Origin of the sequence: Mitsuaria sp. BK041 (assembly GCF_014193085.1) — a bacterium.
Classification (GTDB): Bacteria; Pseudomonadota; Gammaproteobacteria; order Burkholderiales; family Burkholderiaceae_C; genus Roseateles.
Genome location: NZ_JACHYT010000002.1, coordinates 399,070 through 415,770, shown reverse-complemented (window position 1 = coordinate 415,770; position 16,701 = coordinate 399,070). Strand labels below are relative to the sequence as shown.

General features: G+C 70.3%; 12 protein-coding genes. 5 read left to right on the top strand and 7 right to left on the bottom strand.

Features of this window, described 5'->3' with window-relative positions:
* Positions 1-11 precede the first annotated feature (11 nt).
* From FHT38_RS17685 to FHT38_RS17675, 3 genes are all read right to left on the bottom strand, one after another.
* Positions 12-1,181 carry an SIS domain-containing protein gene (locus tag FHT38_RS17685; RefSeq protein WP_183492729.1) on the bottom strand — a complete coding sequence of 390 codons (1,170 nt, stop codon included), beginning with the start codon at positions 1,179-1,181 and terminating at the stop codon, positions 12-14.
* A 37-nt stretch (positions 1,182-1,218) separates the two neighbouring features.
* On the bottom strand, positions 1,219-2,559 hold the full coding sequence (locus tag FHT38_RS17680) for a D-tagatose-bisphosphate aldolase, class II, non-catalytic subunit (protein ID WP_183482999.1): 1,341 nt from the start codon (positions 2,557-2,559) through the stop codon (positions 1,219-1,221).
* Positions 2,560-2,645: 86 nt separating this feature from the next.
* Positions 2,646-3,527 carry a DMT family transporter gene (locus FHT38_RS17675; RefSeq protein WP_091726514.1) on the bottom strand — a complete coding sequence of 294 codons (882 nt, stop codon included), beginning with the start codon at positions 3,525-3,527 and terminating at the stop codon, positions 2,646-2,648.
* Between the two features lie 289 nt (positions 3,528-3,816).
* Between FHT38_RS17675 and FHT38_RS17670 the strand changes: the two genes are divergently transcribed.
* From FHT38_RS17670 to FHT38_RS17655, 4 genes are all read left to right on the top strand, one after another.
* The gene (locus FHT38_RS17670) at positions 3,817-6,681 is read left to right on the top strand and encodes a TonB-dependent receptor (RefSeq protein WP_221213852.1); all 2,865 of its coding nucleotides are present in this window, start codon (positions 3,817-3,819) and stop codon (positions 6,679-6,681) included.
* Positions 6,682-6,757: 76 nt separating this feature from the next.
* Positions 6,758-7,573: an endo alpha-1,4 polygalactosaminidase gene (locus FHT38_RS17665; protein WP_255488844.1), complete on the top strand. Its 816-nt coding sequence runs from the start codon at positions 6,758-6,760 to the stop codon at positions 7,571-7,573.
* A gap of 24 nt (positions 7,574-7,597) precedes the next feature.
* Positions 7,598-8,752, top strand: coding sequence for an amidohydrolase family protein (locus FHT38_RS17660; RefSeq protein WP_183492728.1), 1,155 nt, complete (start codon positions 7,598-7,600; stop codon positions 8,750-8,752).
* A complete protein-coding gene (locus FHT38_RS17655; RefSeq protein ID WP_183492727.1) occupies positions 8,749-11,583 on the top strand; it encodes an alpha-galactosidase in 2,835 nt (944 codons plus the stop codon). Before FHT38_RS17660 ends, FHT38_RS17655 begins: the two co-directional genes overlap by 4 nt.
* Before the next feature lie 34 nt (positions 11,584-11,617).
* On the opposite strand, the gene FHT38_RS17650 is transcribed toward FHT38_RS17655, so the two are convergent.
* The 3 genes from FHT38_RS17650 to FHT38_RS17640 all read right to left on the bottom strand — a co-directional run bounded on the left by FHT38_RS17650 (position 11,618) and on the right by FHT38_RS17640 (position 14,315).
* Complete coding sequence (locus FHT38_RS17650; RefSeq protein WP_183492726.1) at positions 11,618-12,337, bottom strand: SH3 domain-containing protein; 720 nt, start codon at positions 12,335-12,337, stop codon at positions 11,618-11,620.
* Positions 12,327-13,274, bottom strand: coding sequence for a hypothetical protein (locus tag FHT38_RS17645; protein WP_183492725.1), 948 nt, complete (start codon positions 13,272-13,274; stop codon positions 12,327-12,329). The genes FHT38_RS17650 and FHT38_RS17645 overlap by 11 nt, the downstream gene beginning before the upstream one ends.
* 174 nt (positions 13,275-13,448) lie before the next feature.
* The gene (locus FHT38_RS17640) at positions 13,449-14,315 is read right to left on the bottom strand and encodes a CsgG/HfaB family protein (RefSeq protein WP_091726501.1); all 867 of its coding nucleotides are present in this window, start codon (positions 14,313-14,315) and stop codon (positions 13,449-13,451) included.
* A 195-nt stretch (positions 14,316-14,510) separates the two neighbouring features.
* On the opposite strand from FHT38_RS17640, the gene FHT38_RS17635 reads away from it, so the two are divergent.
* Positions 14,511-15,773, top strand: coding sequence for an MFS transporter (locus tag FHT38_RS17635; protein ID WP_183492724.1), 1,263 nt, complete (start codon positions 14,511-14,513; stop codon positions 15,771-15,773).
* Positions 15,774-15,784: 11 nt separating this feature from the next.
* Here the strand turns inward: FHT38_RS17635 and FHT38_RS17630 are convergent, their stop codons facing one another.
* Positions 15,785-16,636, bottom strand: coding sequence for a class I SAM-dependent methyltransferase (locus FHT38_RS17630; RefSeq protein ID WP_183492723.1), 852 nt, complete (start codon positions 16,634-16,636; stop codon positions 15,785-15,787).
* Positions 16,637-16,701 lie beyond the last annotated feature (65 nt).

Sequence of the window (16,701 nt, the reverse complement as noted above, 5' to 3'; positions counted from 1 at the left end):
CTCATCGGGAGTCAGCCCTGCGGATGCGGGTGGATGGTGACGCCGCTGACCACGCGGGTCACGGTGCCGGACGCGCTCGGATTGTCCGGCGTGATGCCCAGCTTGAGCGAGGCCAGCAGCGCCAGGCACTGCCCGAAGACCAGCGCCACCGGCGCCAGCGCCAGGTCGGGCACGTTGGCCGGCAGGTCCAGCAGCACGTCGTCCTCGGACAGCGCGTCGGTGCCGTTGAGCGCCGCGGTGCTCAGCGCGACGACGCGGCCGCGGCCCTGGCGGCGCAGCTCGCGCAGCAGGTCCTGGTCGTAGCGGCAGGTGTAGCTGTCGTTGGACATCAGGATCAGCACCAGCGTGCGCTCGTTCAGCACCGTCTTGGGCCCATGCCGGAAGCCCAGCGGCGAATCCGCCAGCGCCACCAGCTGGCCGTCGGTCAGCTCCAGGATCTTCAGCGCCGCCTCGTGGGCCAGGCCCTTGAGGCCGTTGCTGCCCAGCACGACGACGCGCTCGAAGGGCTGCTCGCTGAGCGCCACCAGGCGATCCGCCTCGCTGGCCAGCAGCCGCGTGGCCGCGTCGCCCAGCGCCTGCGGCGTGGGCAGCGGCAGCCCGAAGGCCCAGGCGGCGGCGAGCAGCATGCCGGTGAAGCTGGACGTCATCGCGAAGGCGCGGTCGTGGGTCTCGTCCGGCAGCAGCAGCACCTGGGCGCGCGGGTGCGCGCCGAGCCGCCGCGCCAGCGTGCCCTCGGCCGCGCAGGTGACGGCCAGGTGGTGGCAGTCCTGGACCGCGGCATCGGCCAGGTCGACCGCGGCCAGGCTCTCGGGGCTGTTGCCCGAGCGCGCGAACGACACCAGCAGCGTCGGCACGCCGGGCTGCAGGCATTGGGCGGGGCTCGAGACGATGTCGGTGGTGGCGATCGCCTCGACGCGGATGCCGGGCCGCGCGCCCAGCTGCTGCAGCAGCGCCGGGGCCAGGCATTGCCCGATGAAGGCCGAGCTGCCGGCGCCGGTGAGCACGATGCGCAGGTCGGGCCGCGCCAGCAGCGGCTGCAGGAAGGCGTCGAGCGCCTCGCGCCGGGACGCCACCAGCGCATGCACGGCGCGCCACACCTCGGGTTGCTGGGCGATCTCTCGGGCGGTGTGGGCCGCGCCGCGGCGATCGAGGTCGGCGGGGGCGAAGTGGAGCAGGCTCATCGTGGCAGGTCGGGTTCTGGAGGAGGGCGCCCGTCGCTCAGGCGGCGCAGGCGGCGAGGTAGGGACGCAGCGACTGCGCCGCGCCATCGCGCAGCAGCTCCGCCGGACGGTTGCGCAGGCGGCCGTCGCGGATCGCGTCGTACTGGCGTGGCAGGAACTGGCTCAGCAGCGTCAGCGGCGGCGGGGAGTGCTCCAGCCGGTCCAGCAGCGCCGCGCAGGCGGCCTGGACCTTGGGATGCGCCCAGTAGTAGCGGATGCGGTCGCTCAGGCTGTAGGCCAGGTCCACCTGCAGGCGCGCGGGGTCCTGGTAGTACGGGCGCCAGTGCTCGGGCTCGGCGCGCATCACGCCGAGCACCGTGCCGATGAGGCCGTCCTCATTGGCGTCGCGACCGCCGCGGCCCAGCCACTCGTGCTCCACGGCGGCCAGCGCCCACAGCGTCTCGCGCAGCGCGAAGGTGGCGCCGGGCCCGACCTTGAGGATCGCGAAGTGGTCGCGCGCCAGTTGCGCCAGCCGCTGCGGCGTCTGGTAGTCGGTCGAGTGCGCCTCGAAGACCAGGCCCGGCTGCGATTCGATGAAGGCGCTCAGCGCGCGGGCCTTCTCCGGCCGGTAGTCGATGACCTTGTGGTGGTCGAACTCGACCCCCGGCTGCACCACCATCGCGATCACCCGCGCCCAGGCCGCGTCCAGGCCGGCCGCGGTGAAGGCCTCGCGGTGCAGCGCCAGCGTCGCGCCGGCCGCCTCGGGCGAGGTCACCGCCAGTTCGTCCAGGTCCTCGTGCGCGCCGCCCGGCACCGGCACCTCGGTGCCGATGACGTAGACCGGCGGCTCGCCGCGGTCGGGCGCCTCGCGCCAGGCCTGCTCGGCCGCCAGGCACAGCCGCACCGCGCGGGCCGCGATCTCGGGCTCGGGCAGCGGCACCGGGTCGTCGGCGCAGGACATCGAGCAGTCCAGGTGGATCTTGCGGAAGCCCGCCGCGACGTACTGCGCCACCATCACCTCGGCCTTGGCCATCGCCTGCGCCGCGGGCAAGCGGCGCCAGGCATTGGGCCCGAGGTGGTCGCCGCCCAGCACGAGCAGCTCCGGCGCCAGGCCCTCGATGCGGGCCAGCGATTCGACGAAGCGGCGGAAGTCGATCGGCGTCATGCCGGTGTAGCCGCCGTCCTGGTTGACCTGGTTGGAGGTCGCCTCGATCAGCGCCGGCCGGCCCAGCGCGGCGCACTCGCGCAGCGTCGCCGCCAGCACGACCGGATGCGCCGAGCACATCGACGGGATGCCGACGGCGGGGCCGTCGGTGGCGGCGGAGATCGCGGCGGGGAGGGTGGCGGAGATCGCGCTGGCGGACGCCGACTGCCGGTGGCGCCGCACGAGATCGAGCATGAGCTTCAAGGGAGGTCCTTCCTGTCCCGGGGGCAATGCGTGGGGACGTGGTGTGGCTGGGGCGTGGCGGGGCCGGGACCCGGTGGTCAGGCCTTGGCCTCGCCTTCGGGTTGGAGCGCCAGCAGCAGCGCGGCGAGCAGCGCCAGCGCCACGCCGGCGAGCTTGGTGCCGCCGGGCGCGCTGCCGCTCATCGCCATCGAGGCCAGCGCCGTCAGCAGCGGCGCGCCGGCGTTGACCAGCGGCGAGACCACCAGCGCCTGGCCGTGGCGGAAGGCGTAGACCAGCGTCAGCGCGCCGATCGCGTTCAGCACCTGGATGGCGGCCGCCAGGCCGGGGCCGTCCCAGCCCCAGGGGATGGGACGCGAGAAGTCGGTCATCCACAGCGCGGCCGGGATGCACAGCAGCGCGCTGACGGTCATGTAGAAGAAGACGCTCTCGGCGCTGGCGGCGTTGTTGGCGGTCTTCAGGAAATAGGCCTGCAGGCCCCAGGCCGCCATCACCACCAGCGCCAGCGCGAACCAGGCGCCCAGCGGCTGGCCCTGCTGGCCGGGCTGGAAGTCGAACAGCGGCAGCGCGCACAGCGCCAGCACGATGCCGGCCACGCCGAGCTTGCCGGTGCGCTCGCGCAGCAGCCCGAAGGACAGCGCGATCGTCACCGCCGGCGACAGCGACACGATCGGGAAGATCAGGTAGGCCGGGCCGCTTTCCACCGCGCGGAACAGCAGCATCTGGCCGCCAGCGCCGAGCAAGCCCACCGTGAGACCCTGCACCACCGCGCGCCGGTCGCGCTGCAGCCGCCAGCCGGCGCGCGCCAGCACGATCAGCGCCGGCGGGACCATGGTCAGCGCCCACACGACGTAGACCAGCGTGTCCGGAAAGCCGCGCGCCGAGGACAGCCCGGTCAGCGCGCCCCAGGCGCCCCAGAACAGGGTGGTGATCAGCGCGTAGGTCAGCCAGGGTCGTTGCATGAATCGCTTTCGTCTCGTTCGAAGGATTGGGCTTTCGAACGAAAGAATAGTGCAGCGAAATTGAAAACACAACGGAAGAAAGGCCGGCGCGGCCTGAAAGGCGCGATTTCGAGGGAAAACCCGTGGATATAGAGGTCGCAGCGGGGCGGCGTGGTGCGACTATGCTGGCTAAATTCTTTCGTCAGAGTGATAAGCGAAAGAAAAAACGTCGGTAAAAACGATATGCGAAATCATTCGAAAGACTGCGTAGACTTGCCGCAAGCCGCCAGCCAACACAAGGAACCCTGAGATGCGAGCTCCCCAGACCTCCCTCCTGATCGCCCGATTCGCGCCGCGGCCCGTTGCCGCCGCCGCGGCGATCGCCGCGCTGGCCGCCATGGGCGCGGCCCAGGCGCAGGTGCAGCCACCGGCGCCGGCGGCGTCGGAAGCCAAGGCCGACGCCAAGGCCAGGGACGCCGACCAGACGCTCGAGCGCGTCGAGGTCACCGGCACCCGCGCCAGCCTGCAGCGCTCGCTCAACCTCAAGCGCAGTGCCTCGGGCGTGCAGGACAGCATCAGCGCGACCGAGCTGGGCCGCTTCCCGGACGACAACGTGGCCGACTCGCTGAGCCATATCACCGGCGTGTCGATCTCGCGCACCGCCGGCGGCGAGGGGCAGAAGGTCAGCGTGCGCGGCCTGGGGCCGGAATACACGCTGACGACCTTCAACAACCGCATCCTGGCCACCGACGGCGAGGGCCGCGATTTCGCCTTCGACGTGCTGCCGTCGGACATCATCAGCGGCGCCGACGTGGTGAAGTCGGCGCAGGCCTCGGTGATGGAAGGCGCGATCGGCGGCCTGGTCAACCTCCGCTCCGCCAGCCCCTTCGACCAGCCCGGCCAGCACGCCCTGCTGCGCGTCGAGGGCGACCGCAACCTGATGTCCAGGCTCAACGGCGGCAAGCTCTCGGCCACCTACAGCAACACCTTCGGCAAGGAGCTGGGCGTGCTGGTCGGCCTGGTCTACGCCGACCGCAAGGTCCGCACCGACACCGCCGGCAACGACGGCGGCTGGACCCGCAACCCGATCGCCGACCCGGCCGCCAACTGGACCGGCAATGCCTGGGGCGGCAACATCGATCCGAACGGCAACGGCGTGCTCGACCCCGACGAGGAAGGCCTGATCGGCCCCGGCCAGTTCCGCGTCGGCACCATCCAGGAGCAGAAGAAGCGCACCGCGCTGTCGGGCAAGGTCGAGTGGCGGCCCAGCGAGCAGTTGAAGGTCACCGTCGACGGCATCAGGACGCGGCTGGACTCGCCGCAGGTCGGCTACCAGCAGTCCTTCTACACGCTGTTCGCGCCGGGTCGCTGGTCCAACATGCAGATCCGCAATGGCGTCGTCACCGGCTTCACGATGGACAACCCGGACCCGGAGCAGCGGCTCAATCCGGAGCTGCTGAACCTGACCACCCATCGCGTCGTCGACAGCGCCCTGTACGGCGTCAACGCCGAGTGGAAGGCGACCGAGACGCTGAAGTTCAGCGGCGATCTGTACCAGTCGACCTCCAAGCGCCATTCGGGCGGGCAGGACACCTACACGGTGCTGCGCATGAACCAGCCCAATGTGACGACGGTGCAGCTGACCGGCTCGCAGGTGCCCAGCATCAGCACGACCTTCGCCGACGGCCGCGACCTGATCAACGGCCTGGCCGGCGGCCAGTTCGGCGCCAGCGACTTCAACACCCACTACCTGGGCCTGAGCGGCGACAACATCGACGACAAGATCCGCGGCCTGACGCTGAACGGCGCGTGGTCGGTGGACCGCTTCAACGTCGACCAGATCCAGTTCGGCGTGCAGAGCACCCGGCGCGACAAGCACCGCGACCTGGTCGACAACGCGATCAACGGCGGCGAGAACTACTACTCCGGCGCCAACGCGATCAACGTCGGCCAGCTCGGCGGCAACGTGCTGGACCAGCACCTGAGCCCGCCCAACTTCATGAACGGCGTCAGCGGCAGCTTCCCGCGCAGCTTCCTGGGCTTCGACGTGCCCAACTACCTCGCGGCGCTGCAGGCCTACAACGGCAAGCCGCGCCCCGACGGCGGCAGCTACGACTTCAGCCTGGCCGCGCCGGTGTGGAACCCGCTGCAGAGCTACCGCGTGCGCGAGAAGACCACTTCCTTCTTCATCGAGGCCGACCTTTCCGGCGAGCGCTGGAACGCGGACATCGGCGTGCGCCTGGTCAAGACCAAGACCTCGGCCAGGGCCTGGGACGCCAAGATCGAGAGCCTGACCGAGAACAGCCCCTTCAACTACACCGCGGTCTATGCCGCGCCGACGCAGATCGGGCAGGACGCCTCGTACACCTTCGGCCTGCCGTCGGCCAACTTCGTCTGGCACTTCACCGACCAGCTGCAGCTGCGCCTGGGCGCGGCCAAGACGATGGCGCGGCCCTCGGTCGAGCAGCTCGCGCCCACCAGCACCACGGCCAGCGTGGCCTGGGGCGACTTCACCCAGGTCTTCGGCGGCAACGCCGACCTCAAGCCCTACAGCGCCAAGCAGTACGACGCCTCGCTGGAGTGGTACTACGCCCGCAACTCGGCGCTGACCTTCGCGGTGTTCCAGAAGGACATCAAGAACCAGATCACCACCAGCTGGCAGACCGGCGTGGACATCGGCGTGCCGGGCCATCTCTTCAATGTGATGAAGCCGATCAACGGCGACAAGGCCAAGGTGCGCGGCATGGAGATCGGCTTCCAGCACCTGTGGGACAACGGCCTGGGCGTGCGGGCGCAGTACACGCGCAACCGCTCGGACAGCTGGGTCGGCGGCGAGAAGCGGCCGCTGGAGGGCATCGCGCCGGCGACCTCCTCGCTGAGCCTGCTGTACGAGAAGGGCCCGTGGAGCCTGAGCGCGACGGCCGACCACACCGACGACTTCGTCTCGGCGATCAACGTGATCGGTCCCGGCTTCAACGAGCGCGCCAAGGCGATCACCTGGGTGACCGCGCAGGCGTCCTACGAGTTCAACAAGTGGCTGAAGCTCTCGATCGAGGGCCGCAACCTGAGCGACGCCAAGCAGGAGTACACGCTGGGCAACGGCTCGATCACGCTGCCGCAGGGCTACAACCGCTGGGGCCGGGCGTTCACGATCGGCGCGAGCATCAAGTTCTGACGCCGGCTTCCCGGAGAGGACGTTGGGGGTTCCACAACACCCGGGCCGGCACACGGCCCGACCCACAGGAGAACTCATGAAACGATCGCTGATCCGTTCGATGGCCACCGGCCTCGTCGTCGCCGCCGCCGCGCTCGCCACCACCACTGGTGCCCAGGCGCAGTCGTGGTGGAAGCCCGGCGTCGCGACGACCTGGCAGTGGCAGCTGAGCGGCACGCTCAACACCGGCTACAACGTGGCCGTGTACGACATCGACCTGTTCGACACCTCCGCGCAGACGATCGCGCAGCTGAAGGCGCAGGGCCGCAAGGTGCTGTGCTACTTCTCGGCGGGCAGCTCGGAGAACTGGCGCGCCGACTTCAACCGCTTCAACGCCGCCGACATGGGCAACGCGCTGGACGGCTGGGAAGGCGAGAAGTGGCTGGACACGCGCTCGGCCAACGTGCGTGCGGTGATGCTGAGCCGGCTGGACCTGGCCGTGTCCAAGGGCTGCGACGGCGTCGAGCCGGACAACGTGGACGGCTACACCAACGGCACCGGCTTCCCGCTGACGGCGGCCACGCAGCTCGACTACAACAAGTACCTCGCCAACGCGGCACATGGCCGCGGCCTGGCGATCGCGCTGAAGAACGATGTCGACCAGCTGACGCAGCTCGAGCCCTACTTCGACATGGCGGTCAACGAGCAGTGCAACCAGTACGACGAGTGCGGCGGCTACACGGTCTTCACCAGCAAGAACAAGCCCGTGTTCAACGCCGAGTACGCGTCCAAGTACCGCAAGAACACGAACGGCGCGCGCGACAAGCTCTGCACCAAGATGCGGGCCGCGAAGATCCGCACGCTGGTGCTGCCGCTGGACCTCAACGACGCCTATCGCTACAGCTGCGATTGATCGTCTGAACCTGCATTTCCCACGATGACCGACACGACGAGAACTCCCTCCCGCGCCGCGCCGCCGGCCTGGCTGGCCGCCAGCCTGATGGCGGCGGCGATGGGCGCCTCGATGGGCGCCATCCCTGGTGCCCGGGCGGCGGCCGCTGCGGGCGAGGACCGCTACACGATGGCGGACTTCGCCAAGGTGCCCAAGATCGACGCGCACGTCCACCTGCACAACGCCGATCCGGCGTTCGTCGATGCCGCGCGGCGGCTCGGCTTCCAGGTGCTGACGATCAACGTCGACTACCCCGACTTCCCGCCGCTGGACGAGCAGCAGCGGGTGGCGGTCGCGCTGCGCCAGGCGCGGCCGGCGGCGGTGGCCTGGGCGGTGAGCTTCTCGTCGGACACGTCCGACCGGCCGGGCTGGCTCGATGCGACGAAGCAGCGCATCGATGCCGGCCTGCGCGCCGGCGCGGTCGGCGTGAAGGTGTGGAAGAACATCGGCATGAGCCTGCGCGATCCGAAGGGCCAGCTGGTGATGATCGACGACGCCCGCTTCCAGCCGCTGTTCAGCTGGTTCGAGGCGCGCGGCATCCCCATGCTCGGCCACCAGGGCGAGCCTCACAACTGCTGGTTGCCGCTGGACCAGATGACGGTCCTCAACGATCGCGACTACTTCGCGCATCACCCGCAGTACCACATGGCGCTGCATCCGGAGATGCCCAGCTGGGAGGACCAGATGGCCGCGCGCGACCGCATGGTGGCGGCGCATCCGAAGCTGAAGTTCGTCGGCATGCACATGGCCTCGCTGGAGCGCAACGTCGACGAGCTGGCGGCCTTCCTGGACCACTTCCCGCTGGCGAAGGTGGACCTGGCCGCGCGCATCGGCCAGCTGCAGTACCAGAGCCAGCGCGACCGGGAGAAGGTGCGCCGTTTCATGGTCCAGTACCAGGACCGCCTGATGTACGGCACCGACGTCTCGCAGCCGCCGCAACAATCGGGCGCCGAGCTGCTGAAGGAAGTCGAGCCGGTGTGGCGCATGCACTGGCGCTACTTCAACACGGAGGAGACGTTCAAGGTGTCGGATCTCGAGCAACCGGTGCAGGGCCTGGGCCTGCCCAAGGCCGTCGTGGACAAGCTGTACCACCTCAATGCGGCGCGCAGCTTCCCGACCGCGTGGAAGGCCGCCCGATGACCGGCCGCCGCGCCTTCCTCCAATGGCTGGGCGCCGCGCCCGTGGCCACCGTCGCACCGCGTGTGGCGTTCGCCGCGACGGCGGGCGCCGCCGCGTCGGCCCGCGCCGCGGACCTCGGACGCGGACACGTGCGTCTGCAGGATGAGCGGCTGTCGCTGCACTTCGACGACCGGATGCGCAGCCGTCTCGTGCGCCTGGGCGGCCCGCGGCCGCTGGCGCTCACCGGCTTCGATGCGGGCGAGTCGATCGTGATCGTCGATGGCCAAAGTGTTGCCGGAGATCCAGCTGCGCTGGGCGGACCGGCGCCGGTGGCTGGTGTCACGCCGGCGGGCGATGCGGGCGCCGCTGCCGTGAAGACGAGGACGCTCGACCGCTTCGCGCTCGCGAGCGCCGTTCCGAGCAGCGGCGCGACGCCGTTCGGCGCGGGCCAGCGGCTCGTGCTGACCGGTCGCGCCGAGGGAGCGCCGGTGGAGAAGACAGTCACCGTGACGCTGCTGGACGAGCACCCCGGCGTCGCGCTGATGGCGGTCGCTTTCGTCAACCGCTCGGACAGGCCGCTGACGGTGCAGGGCTGGACGGTGGCCGCGCACCGGCTGCTGGCCGCGCCCCGGCATGCGGGCGGGTGGTGGACCTACTCGGGTGCGACGCACACCGACCGGCGCGACTGGATGCAGCCGGTCAAGCGTGGCTTCCAGCAGCGCAACTTCCTCGGCATGGATTCGTCCGACTACGGCGGCGGCACGCCGCTGGTGGACGTGTGGCGGCGCGACCTGGGCGTGGCGATCGGCCATCTGGATACCCTGCCGCGCCTGGTCTCGCTGCCGGTGAAGGCGGTGGGCGAGCAGGTGGACATCGCGATGCGCGGCGATGAGCCGCGCACGCTGGCACCGGGCGAGACGCTCGCGCTGCCGCTGGCCTTCATCGCCGTGCATGAGGGTGACTGCTTCGTCCCGCTGGACCGCTACCGGCGGCTGATGAACGCGCAGGGGCTGGCCGCGCCTGAGCCGCCGCGCAGCGCGCATGAGTCGGTCTGGTGCGCGTGGGGGTACGAGCGCGACTTCTCGCTCGACCGCGTGCGCGCGACGCTGCCCAAGGCGCAGGAGCTCGGCCTGAAGTGGGCGGTGCTGGACGACGGCTGGCAGCGTCAGACCGGCGACTGGTTCGACATCGACCTCAAGAAATTCCCGCGCGGCGAGGAGGACATGAAGGCGCTGGTGGCCGACATCCACGCGCGCGGCATGAAGGCGCGGCTGTGGATCGCGCCGCTGGCGGTGGCGCCGGGCAGCGACGAGCTGCATGAACACGCGGACCTGCTGCTGCTCGACCAGAACGGCGCGCCGCAGATGATCACGTGGTGGAACTGCCTCTACCTGTGCCCGGGCGCGAAGGAGACACGCGAGCGCACGGCGGCGATGTTCCGCAAGATCATCCAGGACTGGGGCTTCGACGGGGTGAAGGTCGACGGCCAGCATCTCAACGGCGTGGCGCCGTGCTTCAACCCGAAGCACCGGCATGCGAAGCCGGAGGAGTCCGTCGAGCAGATGGCCGATTTCTACCGCGCGATGTTCGAGGCCGCGCATGCGGTGAATCCGGAAGCGGTGGTCGAGGTCTGCCCCTGCGGCACGAGCTACGCCTTCCACAACATGCCGTGGATCGACCAGGCGCCGGCGTCGGACCCGCTGTCGAGCTGGCAGGTGCGGCACAAGGGCAAGGCGCTGAAGGCGCAGATGGGACGCTGGTCGGCCTACGCGGGCGACCACGTCGAGCTGTCGACCGGTGGCATGGACTTCGCGTCGGCCGTCGGCGTGGGCGCGGTGGTGTCGACCAAGTTCACCTGGCCGGAGGATCCCAAGCCCAAGGACTCCTTCCTCCTAACGCCGGAGCGCGAATCGCATTGGCGCAAGTGGATCGCGGCGCATAACGCGAAGGGCCTGTCGGACGGCGTGTATCGCGGCGAGCTCTACGACATCGCCTTCGACAAGCCGGAGACCCATGTGGTCGAGAAGAACGGGGTGATGCATTACGCGTTCTATGCGCCGAGCTTCGACGGCACGGTGACGCTGCGCGGCTTGGGCCCGGGTACGTGGCGCGTGCGCGATTACGTGAATGGCGTCGACCTCGGCCGCGTCGACGCCGCGAGGCCGACGCTGAAGCTGGCGTTTCGCGAGCACCTGCTGATCGAGGCGGTGCTGGAGACGGCGGTCGAGCGCCCGCTGGTACGCGCGGCGCGCCTGCCGTCGCGGCTGATCGGGCGGGACGGCTTCGCGCTGGCCTCGGCCTGGGAGGACGCGCCGGCGATGTTCTTCGCCCACGACTGGCGCGGCCGGCCGTTGACCGGGACGCAGTCGACGCGGGTGCAGCTGCGGCATGCGGACGGCGCGCTGCACCTGCGCTTCAGCAGCCGCTACAACGCGCTGACCACCTTCGAGCGCGAGCTGTCCTCGACGGAGATCTGGCCGCTGTGGCAGCGCGACGTGGTGGAGGTCTTCCTGCAGGCGCCGCAGGACGCCGGGTCGGACCGCTACCGCGAGGTGGAGGTGTCACCCAATGGGCTGGTGATGGACCTGGAGGTGCGCGGCGCCGGGCGCCGGCGCCTGGTCGGCGAGAGCCGGGCGCGCACGGCGGTCGATACGGTCCATCGCCTGTGGACGGCGGAACTGGTGGTGCCGATGCCGCGCGGTCCGCAGCCGCTCGACGGGTGGCGCATCAACCTGTTCCGCATCGAGGGGAACAAGGAGACGCGGCAGTTCAGCGCGTGGAATCCGACGGGCAGCGAAAAGCCCAACTTCCACGTGTCGGCGGCGTTTGGTCAGTTGCGGCTCGAGGCCTAGCGGGACGGCGCCCCCGACTCATTGGGGGGCAGCCTCAGGGCGCGGGGTCCCCGCCCGCCAGACCGTCGCAGCTGGTTTCCTGGGTCCCGCAGAGGCGGTCGACCCAGGCCCGGAAGCGGCCCGGCGGCAAGCCGGCGCGCGCCGCGGCATCGATCTTCAGCGAGCTTCGATCCTTGGCGGCGAAGCGTTGGTCCGCGAACTCCACCTGGGCCCACTTGCCATTGCAGTCGGCGAGTCGTCCGGCCTCGATGACGACGTCGTTGTCGAAGGTCTCGTTGTCGCCGATGCGCAGGACGACGGGCGCCTTCGGGCTCGGCCGCGCGCGGCCGACGTCGGCCTGTGACTTCACGGTCAGCTTGCTGCCGCTGACCCAGCCTTCGCCCGAGAACATCGGACGCGCGGGGCGGTCGGTCAAGGCCTCGTTGTCGCGGGCGTTGCGAATCAGGAACCAGCCGCTGCGCGCGCCGACGACGTCGACCTCGACCCGCACGCCGTAGTTCATCGAGGGTTCGACAAAGGTGGGCGGCAGCTTGCCGAGGACCTTGGCGGTGGCATTCGGCGCGCTGCGGACGTTGAGTCCGGCGGGATCGGTCTCGGCAACGAAGGCGCCGAAGCTGCAGGTGCTGGCAGGCGGCTCGGCGGTCGTCGTCGCGGGCAGGGCTGGGTCGCCCGTGCCCGCGCAGCTCGCCAGCGTGGCGAAGCCGGCGGTCGCGAGCAGCAGCGCGGCGTTGCGCAGGCGGTGATCAGTAGCCATCGACGAGGACATAGTGGAACGACGACATCTGGCCCATCGACGCCAGGAAGCGCGGATAGACATCGTTGGGAATGGTCTGGCAGCCGGCGGACCAGGTGTTGCCCGACGCCTGCGTGCCGCCGCGGTGGATGTACATCGTCGTGCCGACGGTGGTCGGATCGATGCGGATGGGGTCGAGGGCGTTGAAGCGCCCGTCGCCATCGGTGTCGCGCTCGGCGGTCTGCGTGCGCGTGGCCTGGAAGGCGCGGGCTTTCAGATGGCCCTTCGGCTTCTCGCCGAAGAAGTAGGTCCCAGCGCGCAACCGGCCGACTTCCTTGATGCCGTCGCCGTTCATGTCGAAGCCTTCGGCGTGTTTGTAGATCACGTCGTTGTATCGCGCGTCCACACGGCCGGTGCCCTTGGGCGCGGCGCGTTGCGAGTACTGGGCGCCGGGTTCCGTGCAGGCGGGGAAGACCCGCGCGGTGCGCAGGCCGTCGCCGCCATTGAGCACGACGATGTGGTCGTCGTAGACGCCGCGGCCGCGGTTGGCGAGGGTGGAGGTCTCGCGACGCAGGCCGAGAAGGATCACGCGTCCCTGCTTCAGCGCGTTGATCGCGCCCGGGGCGCCGCGTTGCAGGACGATGCCAGCGCAGTAGGCATAAGTCTGTCGGGTGGTGAGCAGGGGGAGTTGGGGGACGTAGGGGGCGCGCAGGCGGTCGCTCTCCCAGTCAGCCAGCAACGCGCTGCCGGAGGACGAGCCACCGAGGGCGGCCTTGGCCTGCCAGTTGAGCTGCGAGGCGGCCAGGCGGGCGCCGGTGGCGCGCTGCACCGGAGAGAGCGAGACGGTATCGGCACGCCATCGGCTGAGCGCTTCGTCGGGGGCGGCCGCGGCGCGCTCGGCGAATGCGCGCGCGACGGATTCGATGTCCGGATCGAAGGGGTTGAGGCTCGTGGTCATGGATTTCCCGTTGGCTCGCGGAGACGGTATGGGCGAAGAGGTCATTCTGGGCACGAGAGCCCGTGGCGGAATGGCCGAAGGTCATCTGGCGCGGGAAAACCGGCGGCAAGGGCCGCCGCCCGGCTCCCGGCAGCCAGCGTGCGGCTCGCCGCAGCGGCCCTCGCGGGCGTCGACTCAAGCGCCCGCCGCCACCTTCTTGCCGGACTCCCCCGCCTTCTTCATCGGCACCGGATCGGGCAGCTCCTTGGCCTGCAGCATGCGGGCCTGGACGACGAGCTGGTTGTGCGCGTCCAGGAAGGCGGCGGCGATGACCTTGCCCTCGTTGCTGTTGGCCCAGCCCGCGCCGGCCGCCCCGCCGAGCTTGCCCAGCACCAGGCCGCCCATGCCCAGGTCGGTGACGCGGACCGAGCCGGTCGCGGCCGCGACCTGCTCGGTGGTCTCGTTGTCGGTGAGCAGCAGCGCCACCTGCGCTTCCTTGAGCTTGATGTGCTCGGCCGCGCCGACGAACTTGTTGAGCACCGGGATCATCCCGAGGATGCCGCCCACCTGCCGGCCCGCATCCTGCTCGCTGAAGGTCAGGCTGGGGATCAGCGTGTACTGCGCCTCGTAGCCCTTGCCCTTGTGGACCGTGCTGCCCTGCTGGCGCAGGATGCCGCTGTCCTTGAGCTCCTGCTCCCGGATCGTGGCCTTCAGCCCGGAGTTGCGGTCGACGACGCGGAAGCAGCCGCTCTGCTGCGCCAGCAGCCGCACCAGCGGCAGCGGCGAATTCGGCAGCCCGTTGGGCGCGCTGATGGTGTAGCCGTTGGGGTTCTCCATCAGCGACAGCGTCGCCACCGGCGCCTCGCACTTCATCAGTTCGCGGTTGGCCTTGTTCGCGCCCGCCGGACCGGCCGAGCCGGTGATCTCCGAGCTGCCATCCCCCAGCGTCGCGCCCTGCTTGCCGCAGGCGGCGAGCAGGACCAGCGCCACGCCGGCGGCGACAAGGCCGCCCACCCGGGGCAGGGAAGGGCCGAAGGAAACGAGGGAGCGCGCGATTGCCATGCCGATCTCCTGAATGCAAGGGCTGCGATTGCCAGAAACGGGCGGGACCATAGCGCACTTGATGGGGGCTGCGGCCCCCACCGATGGGTGGTCGCGTCGCTGAATGTCGTGTTCTGACGGCGTCTTTACGGCTGGTTACCGCGCCGCGGCGAGAATCCGCCCCTTCGGTCCGAGCGACCGCCCAAGAACCCGACCATGAACGACAAGTCCCCGAGCCGCGCCATCGCGTGGCTGGTGTGCGCCCTGGTGGCCGCGTCGCTGTACGGCAACTACTACGTCTACGACTCGATCGGCCCCGTCGCCGACGCGCTGCAAAGCCAGCGCGGCTTCAGCGACCAGCAGATCGGCCTGCTCAACGCGATCTACAGCCTGCCCAACGTCGTGCTGATCCTCGTCGGCGGCGTGCTGGTGGACCGCTTCGGCGCCGCGCGCATGACCCTGTGGACCGCCGCCGTCTGCCTGCTCGGCGCGCTGCTCACCGCGCTGAGCCCCGGCTTCGCCGGCATGGCCGCCGGCCGGCTGCTGTTCGGCATCGGCGCCGAAACCTTCGGCATCGCCACGCTGGCGGCGCTCGCGCAGTATTTCGTCGGCGGCAAGGTGGCGTTCTCGATGGGGCTGGCGCTGTCGATCGGCCGGCTCGGCTCCTTCTCGTCCGACATGTCGCCGACCTGGTTCCCCCACGCCTACGCCCAGGGCTGGCAGCCGCCGCTGCTGATCGCGGCGGCGATGGCGGCCGCCTCCTTCGGCGGCGTGCTGCTGTACTGGTGGCTCGACCGGCGCGTCGCCGCCGCCGACAAGGGCGCCGCGCAGCAGCAGGCCCAACCCTTCGCCTGGCGCGACCTGCTGCACTTCGGCAAGGCCTACTGGTTCCTGCTGGCGCTGTGCGTGCTCTGGTACTCGGTGATCCTGGCCTTCCGCAGCACCTTCGCGATCAAGTACTTCCAGCATGCGCATGGCCTGGATCTCGCGGCCGCCGGCGCGATGAACAGCTACGTGTTCCTCGCCGCCGTCTTCGCGACGCCGGCCTTCGGCTGGCTGTGCGACCGGGTCGGCCGCTACGCGCCCTTCCTGGCCTTCGGCGCGGTGCTGCTGCCGGTCGCGATGGCGCTGATGGCGCTGACCACGACCAGCCTGTGGGTCTCGACCGCGCTGATCGGCGTCAGCTTCTCGCTGGTGCCGGCGGTGATGTGGCCGCTGGCCAGCCGGCTGGTGTCGCCGTCGCGCTTCGGCACGGCGATCGGGCTGATGTGGGTGGCGCAGAACGCCGGCATCGCCGGGGCCAACCTGGTGGCCGGCTGGCTCAACGACCGCGCCGGCGCCAGCGCGCAGAATCCCGCGGGTTATGAATCGATGATGCTGTTCTTCGGCCTGGCCAGCGTCGGCGGCGCGGTCTTCGCGCTGGTCCTGTGGCTCACCGCCGGCCGTCGCTCGCAGGAACGGGTGGCGCCGGCCGGGTGAGCCGGCGCTGATCAAGGTTCGAGCACGTACAGCGACGCCATGGTCGCCAGTTGCTCCGGCGTCATCGCCGCGTAATGCGGCTGCAGCGGCAGCGACTTCGCGAGCTGGCGCGTCGGCTCGTGGACCATGTGTTCCTCCAGCGTCACCCGATAACCGGCCTCGGCGAAGAGCGCCGGGTACTCGTGGTGGCGCAGGCGGTTCTCGCCCTCGCGCGTCAGGCGGTTGACCCACGCATGCTTGCGCTCGGGCCACGTGAGGAAGTTGATCTTGGTGATCGACTTGTCCGAGTGCTCCAGATGGTCGGAGTGGTCCACCAGATGCACCATCCGGCCGCGGGCGGAGAGCTTGGGCCGCAGCGCCTGGAAGAGCTGGACCAGGTCGCCCGGCGGGATGTGCTCGAGCACCGTGCGCGAGGTCACGAGGTCGATCGAGCCGTCGGCGAGCTCGTTCACGTCGAACGGGGCGAGGTAGGTCAGCGGCAGGTCGGCGCGCGTCCGGATGGCGCGCAGCCGCGCCTCGTCGGGACAGGCCTGGCGCAGGAATGCCAGCGTCGCGGCGAAGCTGACCTCGTCCAGATGGACGTTGAGGTCGGACATGTAGACCCGCTGGGCGCCCTGCAGGCATTGCAGGACGGGGATGGTGGGGAACCAGCCGGTGCCGATCTCCAGCACGGTGGCGCCTTCGATCGCGCCGCCGGAGCGCTCCAGGGCCCGACGCATCTGCGTCCAGGCCTCGATGGTGCTGCGCAGGTTGTCCTCGTCGGGCTGGTAGCCGAACAGCTGGCGCTTCGCGCGTCGAAGGCCCTGCCCGAACGGCAATCGCGCCAGGACCGCTTGCCGACCTACCTTGAATCGCCAGTCCATCTGCTGCCCCTGTGCCGGTTGTGCCGGTTGCGCCGATGGAGGCAGATTCTGGCCTGTCCGCTCGC

What these genes read in the sequence shown, in the direction of transcription:
- FHT38_RS17685 (WP_183492729.1), bottom strand. Translation starts at nt 1,181, where the DNA reads ATGAGCCTGCTCCACTTCGCCCCCGCCGACCTCGATCGCCGCGGCGCG.
- FHT38_RS17680 (WP_183482999.1), bottom strand. Translation starts at nt 2,559, where the DNA reads ATGCTCGATCTCGTGCGGCGCCACCGGCAGTCGGCGTCCGCCAGCGCG.
- FHT38_RS17675 (WP_091726514.1), bottom strand. Translation starts at nt 3,527, where the DNA reads ATGCAACGACCCTGGCTGACCTACGCGCTGATCACCACCCTGTTCTGG.
- FHT38_RS17670 (WP_221213852.1), top strand. Translation starts at nt 3,817, where the DNA reads ATGCGAGCTCCCCAGACCTCCCTCCTGATCGCCCGATTCGCGCCGCGG.
- FHT38_RS17665 (WP_255488844.1), top strand. Translation starts at nt 6,758, where the DNA reads ATGAAACGATCGCTGATCCGTTCGATGGCCACCGGCCTCGTCGTCGCC.
- FHT38_RS17660 (WP_183492728.1), top strand. Translation starts at nt 7,598, where the DNA reads ATGACCGACACGACGAGAACTCCCTCCCGCGCCGCGCCGCCGGCCTGG.
- FHT38_RS17655 (WP_183492727.1), top strand. Translation starts at nt 8,749, where the DNA reads ATGACCGGCCGCCGCGCCTTCCTCCAATGGCTGGGCGCCGCGCCCGTG.
- FHT38_RS17650 (WP_183492726.1), bottom strand. Translation starts at nt 12,337, where the DNA reads ATGGCTACTGATCACCGCCTGCGCAACGCCGCGCTGCTGCTCGCGACC.
- FHT38_RS17645 (WP_183492725.1), bottom strand. Translation starts at nt 13,274, where the DNA reads ATGACCACGAGCCTCAACCCCTTCGATCCGGACATCGAATCCGTCGCG.
- FHT38_RS17640 (WP_091726501.1), bottom strand. Translation starts at nt 14,315, where the DNA reads ATGGCAATCGCGCGCTCCCTCGTTTCCTTCGGCCCTTCCCTGCCCCGG.
- FHT38_RS17635 (WP_183492724.1), top strand. Translation starts at nt 14,511, where the DNA reads ATGAACGACAAGTCCCCGAGCCGCGCCATCGCGTGGCTGGTGTGCGCC.
- FHT38_RS17630 (WP_183492723.1), bottom strand. Translation starts at nt 16,636, where the DNA reads ATGGACTGGCGATTCAAGGTAGGTCGGCAAGCGGTCCTGGCGCGATTG.